The 21,410-nt window shown below is 65.8% G+C and carries 23 protein-coding genes; 10 read left to right on the forward strand and 13 right to left on the reverse strand.

Annotated features, from left to right (window positions below):
* Positions 1 to 21 precede the first annotated feature (21 nt).
* The 3 genes from nadD to CKO40_RS15450 all read left to right on the forward strand — a co-directional run bounded on the left by nadD (position 22) and on the right by CKO40_RS15450 (position 1,757).
* Positions 22 to 672, forward strand: coding sequence for a nicotinate-nucleotide adenylyltransferase (gene nadD / locus CKO40_RS15440; protein ID WP_200347193.1), 651 nt, complete (start codon positions 22 to 24; stop codon positions 670 to 672).
* Between the two features lie 86 nt (positions 673 to 758).
* Positions 759 to 1,118 carry a ribosome silencing factor gene (gene rsfS, locus CKO40_RS15445; RefSeq protein ID WP_200347195.1) on the forward strand — a complete coding sequence of 120 codons (360 nt, stop codon included), beginning with the start codon at positions 759 to 761 and terminating at the stop codon, positions 1,116 to 1,118.
* A gap of 54 nt (positions 1,119 to 1,172) precedes the next feature.
* A complete protein-coding gene (locus tag CKO40_RS15450) occupies positions 1,173 to 1,757 on the forward strand; it encodes a dihydrofolate reductase (RefSeq protein WP_200347197.1) in 585 nt (194 codons plus the stop codon).
* A gap of 8 nt (positions 1,758 to 1,765) precedes the next feature.
* Here the strand turns inward: CKO40_RS15450 and CKO40_RS15455 are convergent, their stop codons facing one another.
* The 13 genes from CKO40_RS15455 to cutA form a co-directional block, all read right to left on the reverse strand.
* Positions 1,766 to 2,599, reverse strand: a complete 834-nt coding sequence (locus tag CKO40_RS15455; protein WP_200347199.1) for a symmetrical bis(5'-nucleosyl)-tetraphosphatase — start codon at positions 2,597 to 2,599, stop codon at positions 1,766 to 1,768.
* A gap of 31 nt (positions 2,600 to 2,630) precedes the next feature.
* Entirely contained in the window at positions 2,631 to 3,023 is a 393-nt protein-coding gene (gene apaG / locus CKO40_RS15460) for a Co2+/Mg2+ efflux protein ApaG (protein WP_200347201.1), read from the reverse strand.
* A gap of 112 nt (positions 3,024 to 3,135) precedes the next feature.
* The gene (gene lpxA / locus CKO40_RS15465; RefSeq protein WP_200347202.1) at positions 3,136 to 3,912 is read right to left on the reverse strand and encodes an acyl-ACP--UDP-N-acetylglucosamine O-acyltransferase; all 777 of its coding nucleotides are present in this window, start codon (positions 3,910 to 3,912) and stop codon (positions 3,136 to 3,138) included.
* A gap of 46 nt (positions 3,913 to 3,958) precedes the next feature.
* The gene (gene purH / locus CKO40_RS15470; protein ID WP_200347204.1) at positions 3,959 to 5,527 is read right to left on the reverse strand and encodes a bifunctional phosphoribosylaminoimidazolecarboxamide formyltransferase/IMP cyclohydrolase; all 1,569 of its coding nucleotides are present in this window, start codon (positions 5,525 to 5,527) and stop codon (positions 3,959 to 3,961) included.
* A 69-nt stretch (positions 5,528 to 5,596) separates the two neighbouring features.
* Positions 5,597 to 5,860 (reverse strand): helix-turn-helix domain-containing protein, encoded by a 264-nt coding sequence (locus tag CKO40_RS15475; protein ID WP_200347206.1) that lies wholly within the window; start codon positions 5,858 to 5,860, stop codon positions 5,597 to 5,599.
* A 25-nt stretch (positions 5,861 to 5,885) separates the two neighbouring features.
* Positions 5,886 to 6,989 carry a tRNA dihydrouridine synthase DusB gene (gene dusB / locus CKO40_RS15480; protein ID WP_200347208.1) on the reverse strand — a complete coding sequence of 368 codons (1,104 nt, stop codon included), beginning with the start codon at positions 6,987 to 6,989 and terminating at the stop codon, positions 5,886 to 5,888.
* A gap of 513 nt (positions 6,990 to 7,502) precedes the next feature.
* On the reverse strand, positions 7,503 to 8,426 hold the full coding sequence (gene prmA, locus CKO40_RS15485; RefSeq protein ID WP_200347210.1) for a 50S ribosomal protein L11 methyltransferase: 924 nt from the start codon (positions 8,424 to 8,426) through the stop codon (positions 7,503 to 7,505).
* 20 nt (positions 8,427 to 8,446) lie between these two features.
* Positions 8,447 to 9,787 carry an acetyl-CoA carboxylase biotin carboxylase subunit gene (gene accC, locus CKO40_RS15490; RefSeq protein ID WP_200347211.1) on the reverse strand — a complete coding sequence of 447 codons (1,341 nt, stop codon included), beginning with the start codon at positions 9,785 to 9,787 and terminating at the stop codon, positions 8,447 to 8,449.
* Complete coding sequence (gene accB, locus CKO40_RS15495) at positions 9,784 to 10,239, reverse strand: acetyl-CoA carboxylase biotin carboxyl carrier protein (protein ID WP_200347212.1); 456 nt, start codon at positions 10,237 to 10,239, stop codon at positions 9,784 to 9,786. Before accB ends, accC begins: the two co-directional genes overlap by 4 nt.
* Before the next feature lie 81 nt (positions 10,240 to 10,320).
* Positions 10,321 to 10,767, reverse strand: coding sequence for a type II 3-dehydroquinate dehydratase (gene aroQ, locus CKO40_RS15500; RefSeq protein ID WP_200347213.1), 447 nt, complete (start codon positions 10,765 to 10,767; stop codon positions 10,321 to 10,323).
* A 296-nt stretch (positions 10,768 to 11,063) separates the two neighbouring features.
* Complete coding sequence (locus tag CKO40_RS15505; RefSeq protein WP_200347215.1) at positions 11,064 to 11,633, reverse strand: redoxin domain-containing protein; 570 nt, start codon at positions 11,631 to 11,633, stop codon at positions 11,064 to 11,066.
* The gene (locus CKO40_RS15510; protein ID WP_420827386.1) at positions 11,630 to 14,086 is read right to left on the reverse strand and encodes a protein-disulfide reductase DsbD; all 2,457 of its coding nucleotides are present in this window, start codon (positions 14,084 to 14,086) and stop codon (positions 11,630 to 11,632) included. The genes CKO40_RS15505 and CKO40_RS15510 overlap by 4 nt, the downstream gene beginning before the upstream one ends.
* Before the next feature lie 50 nt (positions 14,087 to 14,136).
* Positions 14,137 to 14,481: a divalent-cation tolerance protein CutA gene (gene cutA / locus CKO40_RS15515; protein ID WP_200347217.1), complete on the reverse strand. Its 345-nt coding sequence runs from the start codon at positions 14,479 to 14,481 to the stop codon at positions 14,137 to 14,139.
* Between the two features lie 240 nt (positions 14,482 to 14,721).
* Here cutA and CKO40_RS15520 point away from each other — a divergent pair, with 240 nt between their 5' ends.
* The 7 genes from CKO40_RS15520 (at position 14,722) to CKO40_RS15550 (ending at position 21,271) form a co-directional block, all read left to right on the forward strand.
* Positions 14,722 to 15,147 (forward strand): FxsA family protein, encoded by a 426-nt coding sequence (locus tag CKO40_RS15520; RefSeq protein ID WP_200347218.1) that lies wholly within the window; start codon positions 14,722 to 14,724, stop codon positions 15,145 to 15,147.
* A 237-nt stretch (positions 15,148 to 15,384) separates the two neighbouring features.
* Positions 15,385 to 15,675, forward strand: coding sequence for a co-chaperone GroES (gene groES / locus CKO40_RS15525; protein WP_200347219.1), 291 nt, complete (start codon positions 15,385 to 15,387; stop codon positions 15,673 to 15,675).
* Positions 15,676 to 15,740: 65 nt separating this feature from the next.
* Positions 15,741 to 17,384: a chaperonin GroEL gene (gene groL, locus CKO40_RS15530; protein WP_200347220.1), complete on the forward strand. Its 1,644-nt coding sequence runs from the start codon at positions 15,741 to 15,743 to the stop codon at positions 17,382 to 17,384.
* A 323-nt stretch (positions 17,385 to 17,707) separates the two neighbouring features.
* Positions 17,708 to 18,571 carry a serine hydrolase gene (locus CKO40_RS15535; RefSeq protein WP_200347221.1) on the forward strand — a complete coding sequence of 288 codons (864 nt, stop codon included), beginning with the start codon at positions 17,708 to 17,710 and terminating at the stop codon, positions 18,569 to 18,571.
* A gap of 19 nt (positions 18,572 to 18,590) precedes the next feature.
* Positions 18,591 to 19,364: a type III pantothenate kinase gene (locus CKO40_RS15540; RefSeq protein WP_200347222.1), complete on the forward strand. Its 774-nt coding sequence runs from the start codon at positions 18,591 to 18,593 to the stop codon at positions 19,362 to 19,364.
* Between the two features lie 140 nt (positions 19,365 to 19,504).
* Positions 19,505 to 19,705, forward strand: a complete 201-nt coding sequence (locus CKO40_RS15545; RefSeq protein ID WP_200347223.1) for a hypothetical protein — start codon at positions 19,505 to 19,507, stop codon at positions 19,703 to 19,705.
* 261 nt (positions 19,706 to 19,966) lie between these two features.
* Positions 19,967 to 21,271, forward strand: coding sequence for an MFS transporter (locus tag CKO40_RS15550; protein WP_200347224.1), 1,305 nt, complete (start codon positions 19,967 to 19,969; stop codon positions 21,269 to 21,271).
* The last annotated feature ends 139 nt before the right edge of the window (positions 21,272 to 21,410 follow it).

The following is a 21,410-nucleotide window of genomic DNA, read 5'->3' on the forward strand; positions in this document are numbered from 1 at the left end:
GGGCCATCTCGGGAGGAAGCCATGATCGGCCTATTCGGCGGTACCTTCGATCCGGTCCACTCGGGACATCTGCGGGCTGCGCTCGATGTCGTGCAGCAGCTGCGCCTGACCGAGTTGCGTCTGCTGCCCCTGGCCGCGGCGGTGCATCGGCGTCAGCCAATCGCCTCAGCGAGCCAGCGCATGGCGATGCTGGAGGCGGCGATTCGCGACGAGCCCTGCCTGATCGCCGATGATCGTGAGCTCAAGCGCGGCGGCCCCTCGTATACGGTCGATACCCTGGAGTCGTTCCGCGACGAGCTGGGCGCGGAGCCGCCCATCTGTCTGCTCGTCGGCGCCGATGCGTTTGCCGCCTTCGGTGATTGGCATCGCCCGCTCGATATCCTCGCTCTGGCACACCTGGTCGTGATGCAGCGCCCGGGTGCGGTGACCGCTCGCGACCCCTGGACTCGAGACCAGGTGAGCCAGCGCCGCGTCCGCGAGCCCGACGGCTTGCGTTCCGAGCCCTCTGGCCGGATCTATTTCGCAACGGTCACGCAGCTCGATATCTCGGCGACGCGGATTCGCCGGTTGATTATCAACGGCGAGAGTCCCCGCTATCTGCTGCCGGACTCGGTGTTGCAGCTTGCGTTACAGGGCGGCTGCTACACTCAAAGCAACGCGGACGGCGCTTGACCGCGGGAACGCCGTCACTGGCCCTCTTGTCGTTGGCAGACGTTGCCGGCGCGCGGTGCCCGCTTCCCGCCCGAACAGGAGTGCTGATGCAGCTCGAGCAATTGAAAGACCTCGTGGTCGAGGTCCTAGAGGATATGAAGGCGCGCGAGATTACTGTTATGGATGTGCGCGGCAAGACCTCGGTGACCGACTACATGATCGTCGCCTCAGGGACCTCGGACCGTCACGTCAAGGCGATCGCTGAGACCGTCGCCTACAAGGCCAAGGAAGCCGGCGAACCGCCGTTGGGCGTGGAAGGCGTCGAGGTCGGCGAGTGGGCATTGGTCGATCTCAACGGGGTGGTCGTGCATCTGATGCTGCCGAAGGTTCGCGACTTCTATAGTCTCGAGCGCCTCTGGAACGCGCCGTCGCTGGTGGCACGCTCGGCGGCCGGCGCGCCGGCCTGATCCGCTCAGTCGCGGCTGCAATCCGCGGGTATCGAGCCAAATTCCGAGCACGGCATGGGGACAGGCGCGCAGATCGTTTTGATCGCGGCGATGGCGCATGACCGAGTGATCGGCCGGGCGAATACCCTGCCGTGGCGTCTGCCCGCCGATCTGGCGCATTTCAAACGCCATACCCTGGACAAGCCCATCATCATGGGGCGGCGCACCTGGGAATCGCTGCCCGGCCTGCTGCCGCGCCGGCGCCATATCGTGGTCTCCACCGATCCCGGCTTCGCGCCGCCGCAGGCCGAGGTCGCACGCTCGCCGCAGGCCGCCGTGGACCTCGCCGCGCCGGCCGCGGAGATCATGATCGTAGGGGGCGCCAGCATCTATCAGGCCCTGCTGCCGCGGGCCGATCGCATGCTCTTGACCCTGATCGACGCAGAGATCGATGGTGATGCTTGCTTCCCGGCCTGGGCGCCCTCGCAGTGGCGGGAGATCGCGCGGGAGCGCCGTCCGCGGGATGCCGCGAATCCTTACGACCTCGAGTTCGTGACCCTGGAACGCCGTGCGGGCGATAAGGTGGATGACGGCAGTGAAGACACCATCGAGGCGGTCGAGGACTGGCTCTATTGGACGAGTCGAGGTTACGAGTTCTGAGATTCGCCTCAGCCGGGTAACTGATAACCGGCGCAATCGAGCTCGATCAGCTCCATCGACTTCTTCCGGCGCACCCGCAGCGCCGTGAGCCGGCCACCCCAGACGCAGCCGCTGTCCAACGCCCAGGTGTTCTCGCGATTGAGGAAGCCGATCGTGGACCAGTGGCCGAACAGGATGCGCGCGTTCGCGGTGCGCCGACCCGGCACCTCGAACCAGGGCAGGGCGCCGGGTGAGGGCTGATCGAGCCCGCCCTTCTCGTGCAATAGCAGACGACCCTCGGCATCACACCAGCGCAGCCGGGTGAAGCAGTTGGTGATGAAGCGCAGCCGGTCGATGCCAGAGAGGTCGTCGCGCCATTGATCCGGCTCATCGCCGTACATCTCACTGAGGAAACCGGCGGCGTCCGGGCCTTGCAAGACGGCCTCGACCTCGCGGGCGCAGGCGCGGGCCTGATCCAGATCCCATTGCGGCGGCAGCCCGGCGTGGATCAGCGTGAAGCCTTTCTTCTCGCTGTGGTGCAACAGCGGGCGGTGGCGGAGCCAATCGATCAGCTCATCGCGATCCGGGGCCTCCAGGATCGGGTCGAGCGTGTCCTTCTTGCCGCGCCGCTCGCCGATCAGCGCGGACGCCATCAGATGCAGGTCGTGGTTGCCGAGCACGACGACCGCACGGTCGTCCAGGGCCTTGACCCAGCGCAGCGCGGCGAGCGAGTCGGGGCCGCGGTTGACGAGGTCGCCGACGCACCAGAGGCGGTCGCTGACGGGGTCGAAGCCGGCCTTGTCGAGCAGTCGCCGCAGCTCGTCGTAGCAGCCCTGGATATCGCCAACAGCGTAGGTCGCCATGGTCGCAAGCTCGATCAGTGGTGACCAGGGGTCAGTGCAGACCGCTGCGGTCGCCGAGCGAGAACGGCTGGATCACCGCATCGAAGCGGGTGCCGTCGTCGGCGATCATGTCGTAGCTTCCATGCATGCTCCCGAGCGGTGTCTCGATCTGGGTGCCGCTGGTGTACTCGAAACTCTCGCCCGGTTGCAGGTGCGGCTGCTCGCCGACGACGCCGGCGCCGCGCACCTCCTGGGTCTTGCCGTTCGCGTCGGTCACGATCCAATGCCGGTTGAGGAGCTTCGCCGATTCGCTGCCGGCGTTGCGGATGGTGATGGTGTAGGCAAAGGTGAAGCGCTTGGCATCCGGGTCGGATTGCTCCGGCAGATAGCGGGTTTGGGCGCTGACGTGGATCTGGTAGCGAGGGTCGTTCTCGGCGTGTTCCATGGTTCTCGATCTTGAAGGTCGTTGAGCCGAAGGAAAAGGGTGATGCGGTTGCCGGCGAGTGCTTGCAGCGACGAGCGCACTTGTCGACCAGGCCTGCATCGTCGTGGGGCAGCTAGGCAAAACCGGTGACGCCGCGCTCGGAGGCGCGAATGAAGGCGGTGATCTGGTCGGTTTCCTCTCCCGGATATTGATGGCTCGCCGCGGCGAGACCCTCTGCAAGGCGGCGGCCCGAGCGGAAGATCAGCCGATAGACGGCCTTGATCCGAGCTCGCTGCTCGGCCGAAAAGCCATTGCGCTTGAGCCCGACGAGATTCAGGCCGATGATGACCGCCCGCTGGCCGTTGGCGATCACATAGGGCGGCACATCCTTGGAGACGCCGGTCAGGCCGCCGATCATCGTGTAGGCCCCGATGCGGGCGAACTGATGCACGGCAACCTGGCCGGAGATGAAGCAGCGATGGGCGACCTCGACATGGCCGGCGAGGGTGGCGGTGTTGGCGAGGATGTTGTCGTCGCCGACAACGCTGTCATGACCGGCGTGACTGTAGGCCATGAAGTAGTTGCGGCTGCCGATGCGCGTGCCGGCCTCGCTCTTGATGCCGCGGCTGATGTTGACATACTCGCGGAAGCAGTTGTCGCTGCCGATGGTCAATGGCTTGGCGCGCTCGGGCGTGAAACCGAGGTCCTGGGGCGCGCTGCCGAGGGTCGCTCCATGGCAGACCCGGTTGCGCGGCCCGAGCCGGGTGCCGCTGTAGAGGCGCACGCCGCTCTCGATCACGCAGTCGGGACCGACGATCGCGCCGGCCTCGATCAGCGTCCAGGGACCGACACTGGCGCTGGGGTCGACCTGGGCGCCGTCCTCGATGATCGCGCTTGGATGAACGGACATCGCTTCAGCCGAAATCCTGTGAGACCCGCTCCCGATGCCGTCGCAATCAGTGGCGGAAATGGCGCATCCCGGTGAAGACCATCGCGATGTCGTGCTCGTCGGCGGCGGCGATGACCTCGTCGTCGCGCATCGAGCCGCCGGGCTGGATCACGGCCCGAATGCCGGCCGCGGCGGCCTGATCGAGCCCGTCTCGGAACGGGAAGAAGGCATCCGAGGCGAGCACCGCGCCGGCGACCTCGAGTCCGGCCTGCTCGGCCTTGATGCCGGCGATCCGAGCTGAGTTGACCCGGCTCATCTGACCGGCCCCGACGCCGATGGTCATCCGCTCGCGGGCATAGACGATCGCGTTGGACTTGACGAACTTGGCCACGCGCCAGCCGAACAGCAGGTCCTCGAGCTCGGCATCGCTCGGGCTACGCTTGGAGACGGTCTTCAGCTCGGCGAAGAGGTCGCCATCGGCCTGCTGGACCAGCAGGCCACCGCGTACCCGCTTGAAGTCGAGGTAGCCATGGCGCTCGTCGCTCCAGCTGCCGCTCTGTAGCAGGCGGACGTTCTTCTTGGCCGCGACGGCCTCGCGCGCCTCGGCGCTGACCTCGGGGGCGATGATGACCTCGACGAATTGACGCGCGACGATGGCCGCCGCGGTGGCGCCGTCCAAGGGCCGGTTGAAGGCGATGATGCCGCCGAACGCGGATTCCGGATCGGTTGCGAAGGCGCGCTCGTAGGCCGCGAGCAGGCTCTCGCCGACAGCGACGCCGCAGGGGTTGGCGTGCTTGACGATCACGCAGGCCGGCGCATCGGCGAACTGCTTGACGCACTCGAGCGCGGCGTCGGTGTCGGCGATGTTGTTGTAGCTGAGCGCCTTGCCCTGCAGCTGCTCGGCGCGGGCGACGCTGGCCTCGCAGCGTCCGCGGCCGACATAGAAGGCGGCCTCCTGGTGCGGGTTCTCGCCGTAACGCATCGCCTGGCGCTTGCTGAACTGCATGTTGTACGTGCGCGGCAGGCCCTCGGCCTTGCCCTCGGGGTGCTCGACGATGGCACCGAGATGGTTGGCGATGGCGCCGTCATAGCGGGCCGTGTGCTCGAAGGCGCGTACCGCGAGATCGAAGCGCGTGCGGTCATCGACGGCGCCGTCGTTTGCCCCTATGGCCTCGCGCACGCGCGCGTAATCGGCCGGATCGCAGACCACGGTGACGTCGCGATGGTTCTTGGCCGCGGCGCGCAGCAGGGTCGGGCCGCCGATGTCGATGTGCTCGATCGCGGTCGGCAGGTCGCAGTCGGGCTGGGCGACGGTCTCCTCGAACGGATAGAGATTGACGACGACGAGATCGATCGGATGGATCTCGTTCTCGCGCATCACCTGATCGTCCTCGCCGCGGCGGCCGAGGATGCCGCCGTGGATGCGCGGATGCAGCGTCTTGACGCGCCCGTCCATCATCTCCGGGAAGCCGGTGTACTCGGCGACCTCGGTCACCGGGATATCCTGCTCGACGAGCAGGCGCGCGGTGCCGCCGGTGGAGAGGATCTCGATGCCGCGCTTGCTCAGGGCCTGGGCGAAGCCAGCGAGGCCGGTCTTGTCGGAGACGCTGATCAGCGCCCGTCGGATTGGTTTCATCTCTGTTCTCCTCGCGCGCTTCACTACCGGCCCGCTGCTTGTCGCGGCGGGGACAGGGCGCCGCGAATACTATGAGTCGGCTTTGAGTTTCTTGCGCAGGGTGCCGCGGCTGATCCCCAAGATCGCGGCCGCGGCCGACTGATTGCCATTGGTGTGCTCGAGCACGGCCTCGATCATCGGCCGCTCGACCTCGCTCATGACCAGTCGGTAGAGGCCGGTGATCTCGTGGTCGCCCATGCTGCTCAGATAGAAGCGAAGCGCATTGCGCACGCATTCGCGCAGTGGCTCGGTGCGGTGTGACTCCGGCACCGCAAAGCCTTTCCCATCATCCATTACCTGTGTCCTCGCGCGTTCTTGTTTAGGCTGCGAGCATGCGGTCTGATGCCGCTTCGGCCAGTCGTTGGAGGTGCTCGCGCAGCAGCGCCAGTTGCTCATCGGCGGTTGTGGCCGCCATCAGGCGTTGACGCTGGGGTGCGGCCCCCACCTTTCCGCCGAGGCCCTGGAGGTACCACCCGATGTGCTTCCGCGCGATGCGCACTCCGCGCGGCTCGCCGTAGAAGGCGTAGAGCCGGTCGAGATGGTCCTCGATGATCGCGCCAACTGTCTCCGGCGCGGGCGTCCGTGCGGAGGCCTTTGCTCTGTGCGAGGCGCCTTCGGCCTGCTCGCCCGTCAGGTGAGCCTCTGCACGTACGGCGGTGGCGATGGCATTGAAGATCCAGGGTCGCCCCAAGGCGGCACGTCCAACCATAATAGCATCGGCTCCGGTGTGCTTCAGCACGCGAAAGGCTGCGGCCGGTCCATCGATGTCGCCGTTGGCGACCAGGGGGATGCGCATTTGCGCCCGGATGGCCGTGAGGCTCTGATGCTCGGCCTCGCCGCGGTAGCCGCAGGCACGCGTGCGCCCATGGACCGTCAGCAGCGCGACGCCGCTCTCCTGCGCGATGCGGGCGATCCGTGCGAGATTTCGGGTCTCGGGTGACCAGCCGGTGCGGGTCTTGAGCGTGACCGGCACCGGGACGGCTTGGACCACCGCCTCGAGGATACGGCCGACCAGGGCCTCGTCGCGCAGCAACGCTGAGCCCGCTGTGACCTGGCAGACCTTCTTGGCCGGGCAGCCGAGATTGATGTCGATGAGTTCAGCCCCGCAGTCGACGTTATATTGGGCTGCGTCGGCCATCTGGGCTGGATCGGCGCCTGCGATCTGGACCGCGATCGGCCCCGGCTCGCCGGCATGGTCACGACGCTCGCGACTCTTGCGCGTCTCGCGCAGCGCCGGATTGGCCGAGACCATCTCGGAGACGGTCAGACCGGCGCCGAGCTCACGGCATAGCGTCCGGAATGGACGATCGGTGGCGCCTGCCATCGGCGCCAGGATCAGGCGGTTAGGAAGGGTCACCGGGCCGAGCTGAAGGGGCTCGAGCAGATGGGAAGCTGGGTGGTCAGCGGTATCCTGAACGGACATCATGGAGTGATCTGGGCTAGGCGTTCGATCGGAGAATTATGAATGGCCCAGAGTGTACGCGGATCGGGGCTCGGCGGTTGCCCTTCCGCTCTTCGGTTCGCTTGCTTGGTCCGGCTCCGCTGCCGTGCCCGCCGGCGGGGCTGAAGGGGGGCGTCGCTTGGGCTGCTGGGGCTCGCGCACTGCAGCGGAAATCCCGAGGCCGATTGTCGCTGGCCGCAATGGTCGTGAGGTAGGAGCCCGCTTGCGGGCGATCTTCGTCGCCGCGAGCGCGGCCTGGTCGCCCGCAAGCGGGCTCCTACAGCGCTAAGGCGATTGCCGGAAAAGCTCGTACCGAATTGCGCAGGATTTTCGTTTGCCTTCGAGGAGCGTCGCCGGGAGCATAGCCGGGCTATGTGACCGGCGGCGCGACGAAGAAGGCGAGCGAAAAGACCAGCAAGGCGGTATGAGCTTTGACAGAAATCGCCTAAGAGCCTGGTGGCAGGAAAAGGGTCTCGGTATTCCTGACGCGATGCACTAGTCGCTTGGGCGGCGCCGCCCGGTCAGCAGCACCCAGTCTTCGCGCTCGACCGGCGGGTCCATCATGAAATCCGGCCAGTAGGCGGCGCTGACCGCCTCGCTCTGGCGGGTCAGGATGCCCGAGAGCGCGAGTAGGCCGTCCGGCTTGCACAGCCGTGCGAGCGTCGGCGCCAGCGTCATCAGCGGCTCGGCCAGGATATTGGCGAGCACCAGATCGCTCGCCTCGCGGGGCAGCTCCTCAGGCCGACCAACACAGAGCCGCTCGCCGACGGCGTTGACCTCGGCGTTCTCGCGCGTCGCCTCCAGCGCCTGCGGGTCATGGTCGATCGCGATCGCGCGCGCGGCGCCGAGCTTCAGGGCCGTGATCGCGAGGATACCCGAGCCGCAGCCGAAATCGAGCAGCGTCTTGCCGCGCAGCGGGGTCCGATCGAGCCACTCGAGGCAGAGCGCTGTCGTGGCATGGTGGCCGGTGCCGAAGGCCAGCCCAGGGTCCAGGTCGATGACCACCGCATCCGGCTCCGGGACGGCCTGCCCGCGTGGGCAGATCCAGAGCCGCTGTCCAAACCGTTGGGGATGCAGGTCCTCGAGCCAGACCCGTTCCCAGGGGCGGTCGTCGAGTCGGTGCAGACTTGGCGTTGCAAGGCATTGGGGCGCCAGGGTCTCGGCCGCGTGCTCCGCCTGCATCGTGCCCGCGGGGTCGTCTTCAAACAGGGCCTTGATGCGCAGCTGCCGCCACAGCGGGGTTGCCCCGGGCGCTGGCTCGAGCACCGCCTCGAGGCCGGCCCTGCTGTCGATCTCACCTGCGAGGCTGTCCCCGCCGTCATCCATCGTCACGGCCAGCGCGCCGGCATTCTCGAGCGCTGCCTCGAGCAGAGGCGCAGCGTCACGGTCGGTCAGTAGCTCGAGCTCGATCCAGGCCATGGGCGTCCGTTCGATGCGGGTCAGAGACCCAGCTTCTTCTCCAGGTAGTGGATATTGATTCCGCCCTGTTGGAAGGCCGTATCGTTCAGCAGCGTCCGATGGAGCGGGATATTGGTGTTGATGCCCTCGATGATCGTCTCGCGCAGTGCGTTGTTCATCCGCGCCAGGGCAGCTGAGCGATCCTCGCCATGGGCGACCAGCTTGCCGATCATCGAGTCGTAATAGGGCGGCACCACGTAGCCGGCATAGATATGGGTATCGAGCCGCACCCCCGGTCCGCCCGGCGCATGAAACTCCTCGATGCGCCCAGGGCTGGGCATGAAGGTCTCCGGGTGCTCGGCATTGAGGCGGCATTCGATCGCATGGCCGCGCGGAACGATCTGGTCCTGACTGAAGCGCAGCCGCTCGCCGCCCGCGACCAGGATCTGCTCCTTGATCACATCGATGCCGGTGATCATCTCGGTGACCGGATGCTCGACCTGCACCCGGGTGTTCATCTCGATGAAATAGAACTCGCCATCCTGGTACAGGAATTCGAAGGTGCCGAGCCCGCGATAGCCAAGCGTGCTGCAGGCCTGGGCGCAGCGCTCGCCGATACGCTGGCGCTGCTCCTCCGTGATGCCGGGTGCCGGCGCCTCCTCGATCACCTTTTGGTGGCGGCGCTGCATCGAGCAGTCGCGCTCGCACAGGTGAATCGCGTTGCCGTAGTTGTCGGCCAGCACCTGGAACTCGACGTGGCGCGGGTTCTCCAGGTATTTCTCCATGTAGACGACGTCGTTGCCGAACGCGGCGCCGGCCTCAGCCTTGGTCAGCGAGATCGCGTTCAGCAGCGTCGCGTCCGAATGCACGACCCGCATGCCGCGTCCGCCGCCGCCGCCGGCGGCCTTGATGATGACCGGATAGCCGATCTCGCGCGCGAGCTCCAGGGTGTGCTTGGCGTCCTCGTCGAGCGGACCGTCGGACCCGGGCACGCAGGGGACCCCGGCCTGCTTCATCGCGCGGATGGCCGAGACCTTGTCGCCCATCAGCCGGATGGTCTCCGGCTTGGGGCCGATGAAGACGAAGCCCGAGCGCTCGACCCGCTCGGCGAAATCGGCGTTCTCGGACAGGAAGCCGTAGCCCGGGTGGATCGCGACCGTGTCGGTGACCTCGGCGGCGCTGATGATCGCCGGGATGTGCAGATAGCTGTCGCGCGACGGGGCCGGGCCGATGCAGACCGATTCATCGGCGAGCAGCACATGCTTGAGATCACGGTCGGCGTCCGAATGGACGGCAACCGTCTTGATGCCGAGCTCGCGGCACGCGCGCTGGATGCGCAACGCGATCTCGCCGCGGTTGGCGATGAGGATCTTCTCGATCATTCGATCACGAACAACGGTTGGTTGTATTCCACGGGCTGGCCGTTCTCGACCAGGATCTTCTTGACGACGCCGGCGCGTTCCGACTCGATCTGATTGAGGATCTTCATCGCCTCGATGATGCAGAGGATATCGCCCACCTTGACCTCCTGACCCTCCTCGACGAAGGACTTGGCACCCGGGGAAGGTGAGCGGTAGAAGGTGCCGACCATCGGTGAGCGGGCGACGGAGGCATCATCGACCTCGGTTGCGCCTGCGCTGCTAGCGCTACCGGCCGGCGCTGCGGCTGGGGCCGACGGGGCTGCAGCCGGCGCTGAAGCCGGCATCATGAACTGGGGTGCACCGCTTCCGTGACGGCTGATCCGGACCGATTCCTCACCTTCGTGGATCTCGATCTCGGCGACGTTCGACTCATCGAGCAATTCGATCAGCTTTTTGACCTTGCGGATGTCCATGACTGTTGATCTTCTCGCCGTATCTGAATGCTTATGTGCGTTGGTGCGAGGCCGTGCGCGAGCGCCGGAGGCGTTTGGCCCTCAGCGCGGTCCCGGCAGACGCTCGAGCGCAGCGGCCAGTGCCAGCGCGTAGCCCTGTGCACCGAGGCCGCTGATCACGCCAACTGCGATATCGGAAAAGTACGAATGCGCCCGGAACGGCTCGCGCGCGTGGACGTTCGAGAGGTGAATCTCGATGAACGGGATCTCGACCGCGAGCAAGGCGTCGCGCAGTGCAATGCTGGTGTGGGTGAAGGCGGCAGGATTGAACAGGATGAAGGCCACGCCGTCATCACCGGCGCGATGGATGGCCTCGATCAGCTCGTGCTCGGCGTTGCTCTGCAGCATCTGCAGCCGATGACCGGCGGCAACCGTGGCCTCTGAGAGCTGCGCTTCGATCGTTGCGAGCGTTTCGACGCCATAGGTCTGGGGCTCGCGGGTACCGAGCCGGTTCAGATTGGGGCCGTTGAGACAGAGGATCGTTGCCATGCTGATGCGGCCACCACTGCGGCTGTATGGAGCTCCGACTGCTCGAACTTCAGAATACTGATCGAATTCGCAGCCAATGTCTGCGAACGCTCTTCAATCGGGCGCCTCCCGCCTGGATCAGCCCTGGGCATACAGGTTACGGCATCAGGCGCTGTTTTACAAAGACGAGAATGCAAGAAGCAGTGCGGTATGCGGCCAATTGCCGGCTGTTGGGCGCGTATTCCCGAGCGTTTGGCCTGAGCGTTTGGCCTGAGCGTCTGGGATGAGCGCTCAAGGCCATCGGGCGATTCCGGGCGTCATCTCCGCTGTGCCAAGCGCGGTGCGATCTCGGCGTCGAATACGGCCCTGTCGAGCTCACCGGTCCGGCTGAAGACGCGTCGGCCGAGCGCGTCGAATATCACCGTGAACGGCAATCCGCCAGTACGATTACCGAGCTGTTTCGAGAGCCTGACGGTCTCGATGTTACCGAGCAGGATCGGATAGTCGACCGGATGGGCTTCGAGAAAACGGGCAACCGCATCGGCGCGGTCGATGCTGATACCGACGACCTGGAGCCCTTGGTTTGCATAACGCTGCTGCCAACTGTCGAGTATCGCCATCTCGCGCTGGCAGGGCAGACACCAGCTGGCCCAGAGATGGAGCACGAGCAGCTTGCCGGCCCAGCTGCTGCTTCTCACCTCGCGCCCGTCGAGGCGCGGCAGGCGCAGATCGGGCAGGGTCTCGATGAGCCCGTCCGGCGACCCGACTGCGAGCCGCCGGGCCTCGGCGCTGTCGTCAGGGTCCAGCCAGCGTTCACCGAACAGCGCCAAGCCGATGCTGACCGAGCCGGCCAGCACCGTTACCGCGAAGACCTTGGCGACATTCACCGCCCGAACTCGTTCAGGTGCTCGGCGAACTCCTCAGCTGGAACGAATCCCACCAGCCGCCAGCCGCGCCGCTCTTCACCGTCCTGATCGAAGAACAGCATCGCCGGCGGGCCGGGGATACCGAAGCGCTCCTGCATCAACGCCTTGTCCTCGGCATCGTTCGCCGTGACGTCGGCCTGCAGCAGTACGAAGCGCTGCATCGCCTGCTGAACCGCCGGATCGGGGAAGGTATAGCGCTCCATCTCTTTGCAGGACACACACCAGTCGGCGTAGAAGTCGAGCATCACCGGCTTGTCCTGGGCCGCGGCCTTGGCGACGGCCTGATCGAGATCCTCGACGGTCTTGATACGCTCGAACTCTGGATGTGCTGCGGCCGTGCCGTGACCACCGCCGGCGGGCGCGAGCCCGCGCAGCGGTTGGATGGTGTCCTTACCGCCCGCAGCGGCCCCGACCAGCATCAGCACCCCATAGACCAGCAGCGCGACGCCGAGTGATTTCCAGAGCTTGGACCAGCCGCTGGCCTCGGCACCGTGCTGGGTCAGGGCGCCGAGGTAGACGCCCGAGCTGATCAGCAGCAGGCCCCAGAGCAGCATCGCGACCGCGGCCGGCAGTACACGCTCGACGAGCAGGACGGCGACGGCCAGCAGCAGTACGCCGAACACGGCCTTGACCGCATCCATCCAGGCGCCGGCGCGGGGCAGCAGCTTACCGGCCGAGGTGCCGATCGCGAGCAGTGGCGCCCCCATGCCGAGGCCGAGGCCGAGCAGCGCGAAGAAGCCGAGCAGCGCGTCGCCGGTCTTGCCGATGAAGATCAAGGCGCCCATCAGCGGCGGCGCAACACAGGGGCCGACGATCACGGCCGAGAGCGCGCCCATGATCGCGGCGCCGGTGAGGGTGCCGCCCTGCTGCTTGTTGCTGAGCTGGGTGAGCTTGGTCTGCCAGCTGCTGGGCAGCTGTAGATCGTAGAAGCCGAACATCGACAGGGCCAGCGCAACGAACACCGCGGCAAAGGTGCCCAGCACCCAGGCGTTCTGGAAGGTTGCCTGCAGGTTGGCGCCGAACAGCCCGGCAATCACGCCGATCACGGCATAGGTCAGCGCCATCGCGAGGACATAGGCGAGCGATAGGAAGAAGGCCTTGCGGGTCGTGATCGTGTCGCCCTGACCGGCGATGATGCCCGAGAGGATCGGAATCATCGGGAAGACGCAGGGCGTGAAGGCCAGCAGCAGACCGAGCACGAAGAAGATCGCGACCGCGCCGAAGATGCCGGTCTGCGCCAGGCGAGCCGCGATCTGGTCTTGCTCTGAGACACGCTCAGGCGGTTCGCTGGCCGCGTCGGCGCCTTGGGCCGCTGCGGCTTGCTCCGTTCCGCCCGAGTCCGCGGTTTCCGTGGTGATCTCCGAGAAGGAAACGGTCGTCGTCGCCGGCGGCAGCTCGAGCGGGATGCGGTCGGTGACCGGCGGATAACAGATGCCGCGCTCCGCACAGCCTTGATAACGCGCGACCAGCGTGGCGGTCGTGGCGGCGTCGCGAGCACGCAGTAAGGGCACCGTCAGCGCGACATCGCCGTGGTAGATCGCGACGTCTCCGATGGTGCCATCCGGGCGCACCGTGTCCGGCTTGATCTCCGCCGGCGGCAGTTCGTACTCGCCGATTCGAACACCGTCGGCGTCCTCGATCGAGAGAGCGATCTTCTCCTGGTAAAGGTAGGTCTCGGGCGCGATCTGCCAGCGCAGGGCGAGCGTCTGGGGACCCTCGACGCGGGTGTCGAGCTGGAACGCCTCTTCTGCCGGGAGGATGTCGTCCTCAAGGCCGAGGCCGAGCGACTGCGCCTTGGGTGGGCGACTCGAGGATTGCTCAGCGGGCTCGTCCGCGAGGGCCGTCAGCGATTGGGTCGGCAATGCGGCGTCGCCGGTCATCAGCCCGTCGGCGTCCGCCGCGTCCGCGCTCGATGCCGGTTCACTCGCGGCCGTCTCGACGGCGGCGAGCTGAGGCAGCTCGAGTAAGATGCTCTGGCGCTGCGGCGGATAACAGAGTCCGGCGTCGGCGCAGCCTTGTGATTGCGCCTGGACCCGCACCACTCGACCCTCGTCGCCGCGCCGCTCGACTGGAAGCTGGGCCTCGACACGATCGCGATAGACCTCGACCTCGCCGAAGAAGGGGTCGTTCTTGGTTTCGGTGGGCGGCAGCTCCGGGCTACCGAGCTCGAACCCCGGTGTTTGGCTTTCGAAGCGGAACTTCGAGCCGTAGAGATAGTAACCAGGCTCGATCTCCCAGCTGACCACGACCTGATCCGGGCTCGTGGCCGCGCCGCCGATGCGAAATGCCTGATCCGGCGGTAGGAACTCGTCCTCGGCGACAGCGCCGGTCGCCAGGCCCATCCCGACGATGAGCAGCAGGAGGCCAACGCTCCAATGGTGCAGACGGCGCTGCGGCCTGATGCGGCGGCACACCGCGGCTGCGTCCGCAATGGCGGCGCGGAGTAAGCCTGATCCGATGTTTATCAGTGGTTTGTCGCAGTACATTGACGGACCCAATCTAGGTAGTTCTCGTGGCCGGTGGTGATCGGATGGCTGATCACCTCGGGAACATCGTAAGGGTGGAGCGAGGCGATGCGCGCCGTCATCGGCGTGATGCAGGGCTCGGTGGTCTTGATGATCAGCAAGACCTCAGTGTCGGTCTCCACTTGCGACTCCCAACGGTAGACCGAGGTGACGCCAGGTAACGCGTTGACGCAGGCGGCGAGCCGTTCGCTGACAAGGGCCTCGGCGAGCGATTGCGCTGTCTCGGCGTTTGGGCAGGTGCAATAGGCCACATAGACCTGTTGGGAGTCAGATTGGTTGCTCATGGCGTTCTGTTTGGCTAGGGGTCGAGCTGGAGACTGGGGTGGACATTGAGGCGGACACTGGGGCGGACACTGGGGTGGACACTGGGGCCGCTGAGCCAGCGGCGCGCATAGCGTAACGAAATCCAAGGGTGCGGGCTGCACCGGTTTGAATCATGCAAATCCGGACAGATGTGCGGGAAATTCAGCCATCCCCCAACAGGGGCCGGCACATGGGCCGGCGCCACCAGTGAGACCAGCGTCATGTGGATCTTCCTTCTCATCTTCGTCTTTGCACCACTGATCGAGCTCTACTTCCTGATTCAGGTCGGATCGGTGATCGGGGCCCTGCCGACGATCCTTCTGTCGATTCTGACCGCGGTGATCGGTGGTTATCTCGTTCGGATGCAGGGGTTGGCGGTGCTGATGCGGGTGCGTTCGATGCTCGAGCGCGGCGAAACGCCAGCACTGGAGCTCCTCGACGGGGCAGTGCTCCTGCTATGCGGCTTTGCCCTGCTGCTGCCAGGCTTCATCACTGATGCGATCGGCTTTGCGCTGCTGGTGCCACCGTTGCGCCGGGCGCTGGTGCGGCGCTACGTCCAGGTCATGCCGGCTCAGGGGGAGGTGATCGTACGACGAGAGACCTCGTCACGCCGGACCATCGAGGGCGACTGGCGGCGTGACGACTGAGCGCGCTGGCCTCGCTCGTCCGCGCCGATAGCGGGATTCCGAACGAAAGAGCGCAATGGCCCCTTGACAGCGCGCAGACGCTGCCTATTATTAGCACTCGCTCGGCATGAGTGCTAACACCCGACCGCAACAGTCGGTTGCGAACGGTACCAGCAGTTCGATACCGGTGCCGGACACAATCCGGCCCGGCCCACGCTTCACAACACTGAACTCAACTAACCCTGAGGGCTACCGCAAATGAAGATTCGTCCTTTGCATGACCGCATCGTGGTCCGCCGCATGGAAGAGGAGCGCACCTCCGCCGGAGGCATCGTGATCCCGGATTCCGCCGCTGAGAAGCCGATCCAGGGCGAGGTTCTCGCGGTCGGCAACGGCAAGATCATGGACAGCGGTGACACCCGCAACCTCGACGTCAAGGTCGGCGACAAGGTGCTGTTCGGCAAGTACTCCGGCACCGAGGTCAAGCTCGACGGCGAAGAATTCCTCGTGATGCGCGAGGACGACATCATGGGCGTCATCGAGGGCTGAGCCTTGCTCGAGCCCTGTTCCAGTATTCCTAGACATCAAACAGATTTGACCGAGGTAACAACGCGATGAGCGCAAAAGAAGTCAAGTTCGGCCTTGATGCCCGCAACCGGATGGTCGAGGGCGTCAACATCCTGGCCAACGCCGTCAAGGTCACCCTGGGGCCGAAGGGCCGCAACGTGGTGCTCGAGAAGTCGTTCGGCGCCCCGACCGTCACCAAGGACGGCGTCAGCGTCGCCAAGGAGATCGAGCTTGCCGACAAGTTCGAGAACATGGGTGCGCAGATGGTCAAGGAGGTTGCCTCCCAGACCAGCGATATCGCCGGTGACGGCACCACCACCGCGACCGTGCTCGCCCAGGCCATGGTGCGCGAGGGCATGAAGGCGGTCGCTGCCGGCATGAACCCGATGGACCTCAAGCGCGGTATTGATAAGGCCGTCGAGGCGGCTGTCGCCGAGCTGAAAGACATCTCGAAGCCGTGCTCGAACAACAAGGAGATCGCCCAGGTCGGCACCATCTCGGCCAACGCCGATGAATCGATCGGCGAGATCATCGCCGAGGCGATGGAGAAGGTCGGCAAGGAAGGCGTCATCACCGTCGAAGAAGGCAAGTCGCTGCACAACGAGCTCGATGTCGTCGAGGGCATGCAGTTCGACCGCGGCTACCTGTCGCCGTACTTCGTCAACAACCAGCAGAGCCAGACCGCCGAGCTGGAAGAGCCCTTCATCCTGCTGCACGACAAGAAGATCTCCAACATCCGCGATCTGCTTCCGGTGCTCGAGGCCGTCGCCAAGGCCGGTCGTCCGCTGATGATCGTCGCCGAGGACATCGAGGGTGAGGCCCTGGCGACCCTGGTGGTCAACAGCATCCGCGGCATCATCAAGGTCTGCGCGGTCAAGGCGCCCGGCTTCGGCGATCGCCGCAAGGCCATGCTGCAAGACCTGGCCATCCTCACCGGCGGCACCGTGATCTCCGAAGAGGTCGGCCTGTCGCTCGAGAAGGCGACCCTCAACGAGCTCGGCTCGGCCAAGCGCGTGCAGATCAGCAAGGATGAGACCACCGTCATCGACGGCGCCGGCTCCGATGCCGAGATCAAGGGCCGTTGCGACCAGATCCGCGCCCAGATCGAGGAGACCACCTCGGACTACGACCGTGAGAAGCTGCAGGAGCGCCTCGCTAAGCTCGCCGGCGGTGTCGCCGTGATCAAGGTCGGCGCCGCGACCGAGGTCGAGATGAAGGAGAAGAAGGCGCGCGTCGAAGACGCCTTGCACGCGACCCGTGCCGCGGTCGAGGAAGGCATCGTCGCCGGTGGGGGTGTCGCGCTGGTGCGCGCCCTGAACCGGATGTCCGCTCTGACCGCTGCCAACCACGATCAGGACGTCGGCATCAAGATCGCGCTGCGCGCGATGGAGGAACCGCTGCGTCAGATCGTGATGAACGCTGGCGACGAGGCATCGGTCGTGCTGCACAAGGTCGCCGATGGCGAGGGCAACTACGGCTACAACGCCGCCACCGGCGAGTACGGCGACCTGGTCGACATGGGTATCCTCGATCCGACCAAGGTCACCCGCACCGCGCTGCAGAACGCCGCCTCGATCGCGGCGCTGATGATCACCACCGAGGCCATGGTGGCCGAGGAGCCGAAGGACGAGCCGGCGATGCCGGCCGGCGGTGGCGGCATGGGCGACATGGGCGGCATGGGCATGATGTAAGCCCTCGCCCTGCCCACAGCGCCGACGCAGTCCCTGGCTGCAGTCGGCGCTGCCGCGCATTGACAGCCCCGCAATTGCGGGGCTTTTTTATGGGCCTGTCTCATGTTGATGGGCCTGTCTCATGCCAGCGCGCGCGATTGCTGACGAAGCCCATGTGTGCTCGAGCGATTTTGCGGTACCGTATCGTCACCCGCCCTGGTTTCCGGACAGGCTGAGCCCATCGGTGCTGACTGTTCCGGGGCCTTCTGTCCGGCGATCAGGCGGAATGGCCATATCAACGTTTCCGTCTTGATCGAATCTGATCTGCCAACCAACCATCTCGGATGTCTTCGCGTTATTGCCTCTTGTTCACCATTGCGCTGATCGCGTTGGCTAGCCTCGGCGTGCCGCCAGCGTCGGCCGCGAGTCTCGAGATCCGCTCCGGTGTTGCGTTGATCATCGATCATGAGGGCAATCGGCTGTTCGAGCGCAACCCCAAACAGGTCCGGCCGATCGCATCGATCACGAAGCTGATGATGGCGATGGTGGTGATCGATGCCGATGTGCCATTGGATGACCGTATCACCATCACCGAGGCCGATCGCGATCGGCTGCGCTGGAGCCGTTCTCGGCTGCGCATTGGTGAAGCGCGCCTTTCCAGGCTGGATCTACTGCGAACGGCGTTGATCTCCTCCGATAATCGCGCGGCGGCGGCCTTGGGTCGGACGACCTTCGCGGGCGGTACCGAGGCGTTCGTCGAGGCGATGAATGAGAAGGCGAGGGCGCTCGGTATGCACGACACCAATTTCGCCGACGCGAGCGGGTTGAATGCCGCGAACCAGTCGACCGCTGAGGACCTGGTGCGCCTCGTGAACGCGGCTGCCCAATACCCGTTGATCCGCGAGATCACCTCGACAGGGGAGACCGAGGTCGAGCCGCATGCCCATCGGGGGCCTTTGCCCTATCGCAACACCAATCCGCTGACCCGCGATGAGCGGTGGAAGGTGGAGCTCTCCAAGACCGGCTACCTGAATGAGGCGGGGCGTTGCCTCGTCATGCAAGCCGTGGTCGAGAACCGGCGTATCTACGCCATCTTTCTCAATGCCCAGGGGCAGCTGACGCCGATCGGCGACGCCAACCGATTTCGGCGCTGGCTCCAGGAGACCGACGAGCTGAAGCCGATGAGCTTGAGCGCGCGCGGGGGCTGATCATGGCAGGGCCTGACCCATGAAACTGCTGATCGATATCGGCAATACCAGCCTCAAGTGGGCGCTCTATCAGGATGGCGAGATCGGTCCGATGCGTTCGGCACGCCATTTCGAGGCGCTGCCAATCGATGTCATTGCGAGCTGGGAGCAGATCGCCAGGGTCAGCAAGGTGCTCGTCGCCAGCGTCGGGCCCCAAGGCGTCTTCGAAGCGGTCATCGCCGCCGCGCGCGCCTGCTGGAATTGTCCAGTCGTCCGAATCGAGACCGGCGTCCAGGCGCATGGGGTCCGCATCGCCTATGCCGAGCCATCCCGTCTCGGTGTCGATCGATTCTTGGCCTTGGTTGCAGCGCACTCATTGCCAACGCCAGCGGCCGCCGCGAATGGATCAGGTCATCGTGCGGACACGGCCGCTGCCATCCTCATTGTCGACGTCGGCACCGCGATCACCTTCGACGGGCTGCTGGCCGATGGCACCCACTTGGGCGGTCAGATCCTGCCCGGCATTGCGACGCTCCGCTCCAGCCTGCTGCAACGTACCCAGCTGCCGTCGCACCAGACCCAGGATCACCCCGGCATCTGGGGCCAAGACACCGGCCCGGCCATCGCCGGCGCTAGCCTGCAAGCGCCGGTCGCCGTCGCGGAACGCCTAGTACACCGGCTCGAGCAGCAGACCGGCGTGCCCCCGCGTCTCATCCTGACCGGTGGCGATGCCGAGCGGATCGCCACGCTCTTCGACACCCCACTCGAGCAGCATCCGGACCTTGTGCTGAGGGGGCTGGCTCGCTTCGACTGAGCCGGAGTCGGTCGAGCGCCTGTTCAAACCGGGCAGGCGCTGCAGAACACCCCTCAATGCCGACCTAGATCAATAGAGTCGGCTCGTTGCATGGTCTAGACTTTTGTGAACTCGTTCACAGCGTTCTGATGAGGCCTTCGATGGACAGCCAGACAAGCCCCCTTGATTCAGGCGAGACGTTGCAGGCCTACCTGGCCTCGTTGCGGGACGATTTGCGGCACTCGCTGGTTGAGTCGTTGCGACGTTTCGTTGAACCCGACCGGCCTGAGCACGCCGACGTAGCGGATATCAGTGCGACGTTCGAGTTCGTGGTGGATGGATCGCGGCAACGGCGTTGCTGAGCGTCTATCCCAAGGACGCATTGCTCCCGTAGCCTCTTGCGACGCGGCTTCTGCGCCAGGCCGCGTTATCCTTCAGCCGCTGTTTGTTGATCGCTTGAGTCTCCAACCTGAGGAGACGTGGCGGCAACTGTGGGTGTGTGCTGCGCTCGCAGAGAAGATCGGTGTTGGTTTGTCGTACCTGCGCTGCGGGTCCGTCGACAACGGCTGACGCCTGTGGCAGGGTCACGCCCTGATGATCTGCCAGGTAGTTTGGAGTTGTTGATGGCCCGGGAACCCTTTGCATCCATGTCCCCCTGGTACGGCGGCTACGCCTTCCAGGGAGTGGTGGTGCTCGGCACCGCACCCATCCTGTTGCCGCTCATCGTCGGCGACGCAACTGGCCCGGCTCAGGCGGGGCTTGTCGTCGCGGCGCTCTACATCGGCCAGTTGACAGCGCCCATGTTCGGTGCGCTCGCAGACGGCAGTGGGCGACATCGGCTCATCTACGCCGCCGGCTACTTGCTACTGGCCGTGGGCCTCGGGCTCTTCCCGCTCGCGCAGACGGTGCTGGAGTGGTTCATCCTGGCGCTGATGCAGGGCCTCGGTGTGGCTGCCACCAACACGGTGGCATCCATGTTCATCGTGGAATTCCGCCCCAAGGCCGAATGGGACCGGCGTATCGGCTGGATGCAAACCTGTTATGGCATCGGTCAGGCGGCCGGGCTGGGACTTGCCGCATTGCTTCAGCAGGCGCCGGCTTGGGGGATGTTGGCGTCGGCGGCGCTGATGCTGCCGGGGCTGCTGATCGGTCTGCTCGGGACACCCCGTGGACGGCGTGCTGGCCTTGGCGCGGCCGCTGCGGCAGCGCAGACCCTGAAGCGCGGGGCGTCGATCAGCGACGATGCCACCTCCCGCCGCCATGCCCCGCCGCGGCAGATCCTGCCGCATGGTCACATCGGGCCTGCCACCGGCGCGCTGCTGGGACGCTTCCTTGCGGATCTGCGCAGCCCCTATGCGCTGTTCATGCTGTGCTGGCTGCTCGTGATGCTCGGCACCTGGCTGATCTACAATCTCTATCCGCTGCTGATGCAAGAGGTCTATGGCGTCGGCGCCGGGGTCTCGTCCGTCTACTACGCCGTTGGCGCCGGCATCGGCGTCTTCGCCTACGCCCCCTCCGGCATCCTCGGCCAGCGCATCGGCGACGGTGCGGTGGTGCTCATCGGCAGTCTCATGAGCCTGCTTTCGGTCGGCGCCATGGCGGCGCTGGCGTTCTGGCAGCCGGTGGGGCTAGCGTTGCTGGGCCCGCTCGCCTTCTTGCTGCTGCCGGTGGCCTGGTCGCCGCTGATCGTCGCCGGCACGGCCTGGGCGGCGCAGCTCTCCACGATGAACGAGGGCGAGGCGGTGGGCATCCTGAATTCCACCACGGCGCTCGCCAGCGTCGCCGCCGCCTTCGGCGCCGGTGTGCTGGCGAGTCGTTTTGGCTTCGATGCCGTCCTCTATCTGGCTGCCGCGGCCATGCTCCTGGGCCTGCTGCTACTGTTGCCTTTGCGGCGTGCTGGGAGCGCGGGAGCAAGCTCTCCGGGATAGGCTGCAAGCCAAGCATTGGGCTCCGTCACCCGACCCTCCGCTCTGCCGTGCCGAAAATTGACGAAGTCACTCGCCCTGGTTTCCGGACAGGCTGAACCCATCGGTGCTGACTGTTCCGGCGCTTTCTGTCCGGCGATCA

The sequence above is a fragment of the Halochromatium glycolicum genome, assembly GCF_016584085.1.
Taxonomy (GTDB): Bacteria; Pseudomonadota; Gammaproteobacteria; order Chromatiales; family Chromatiaceae; genus Lamprobacter; species Lamprobacter glycolicus.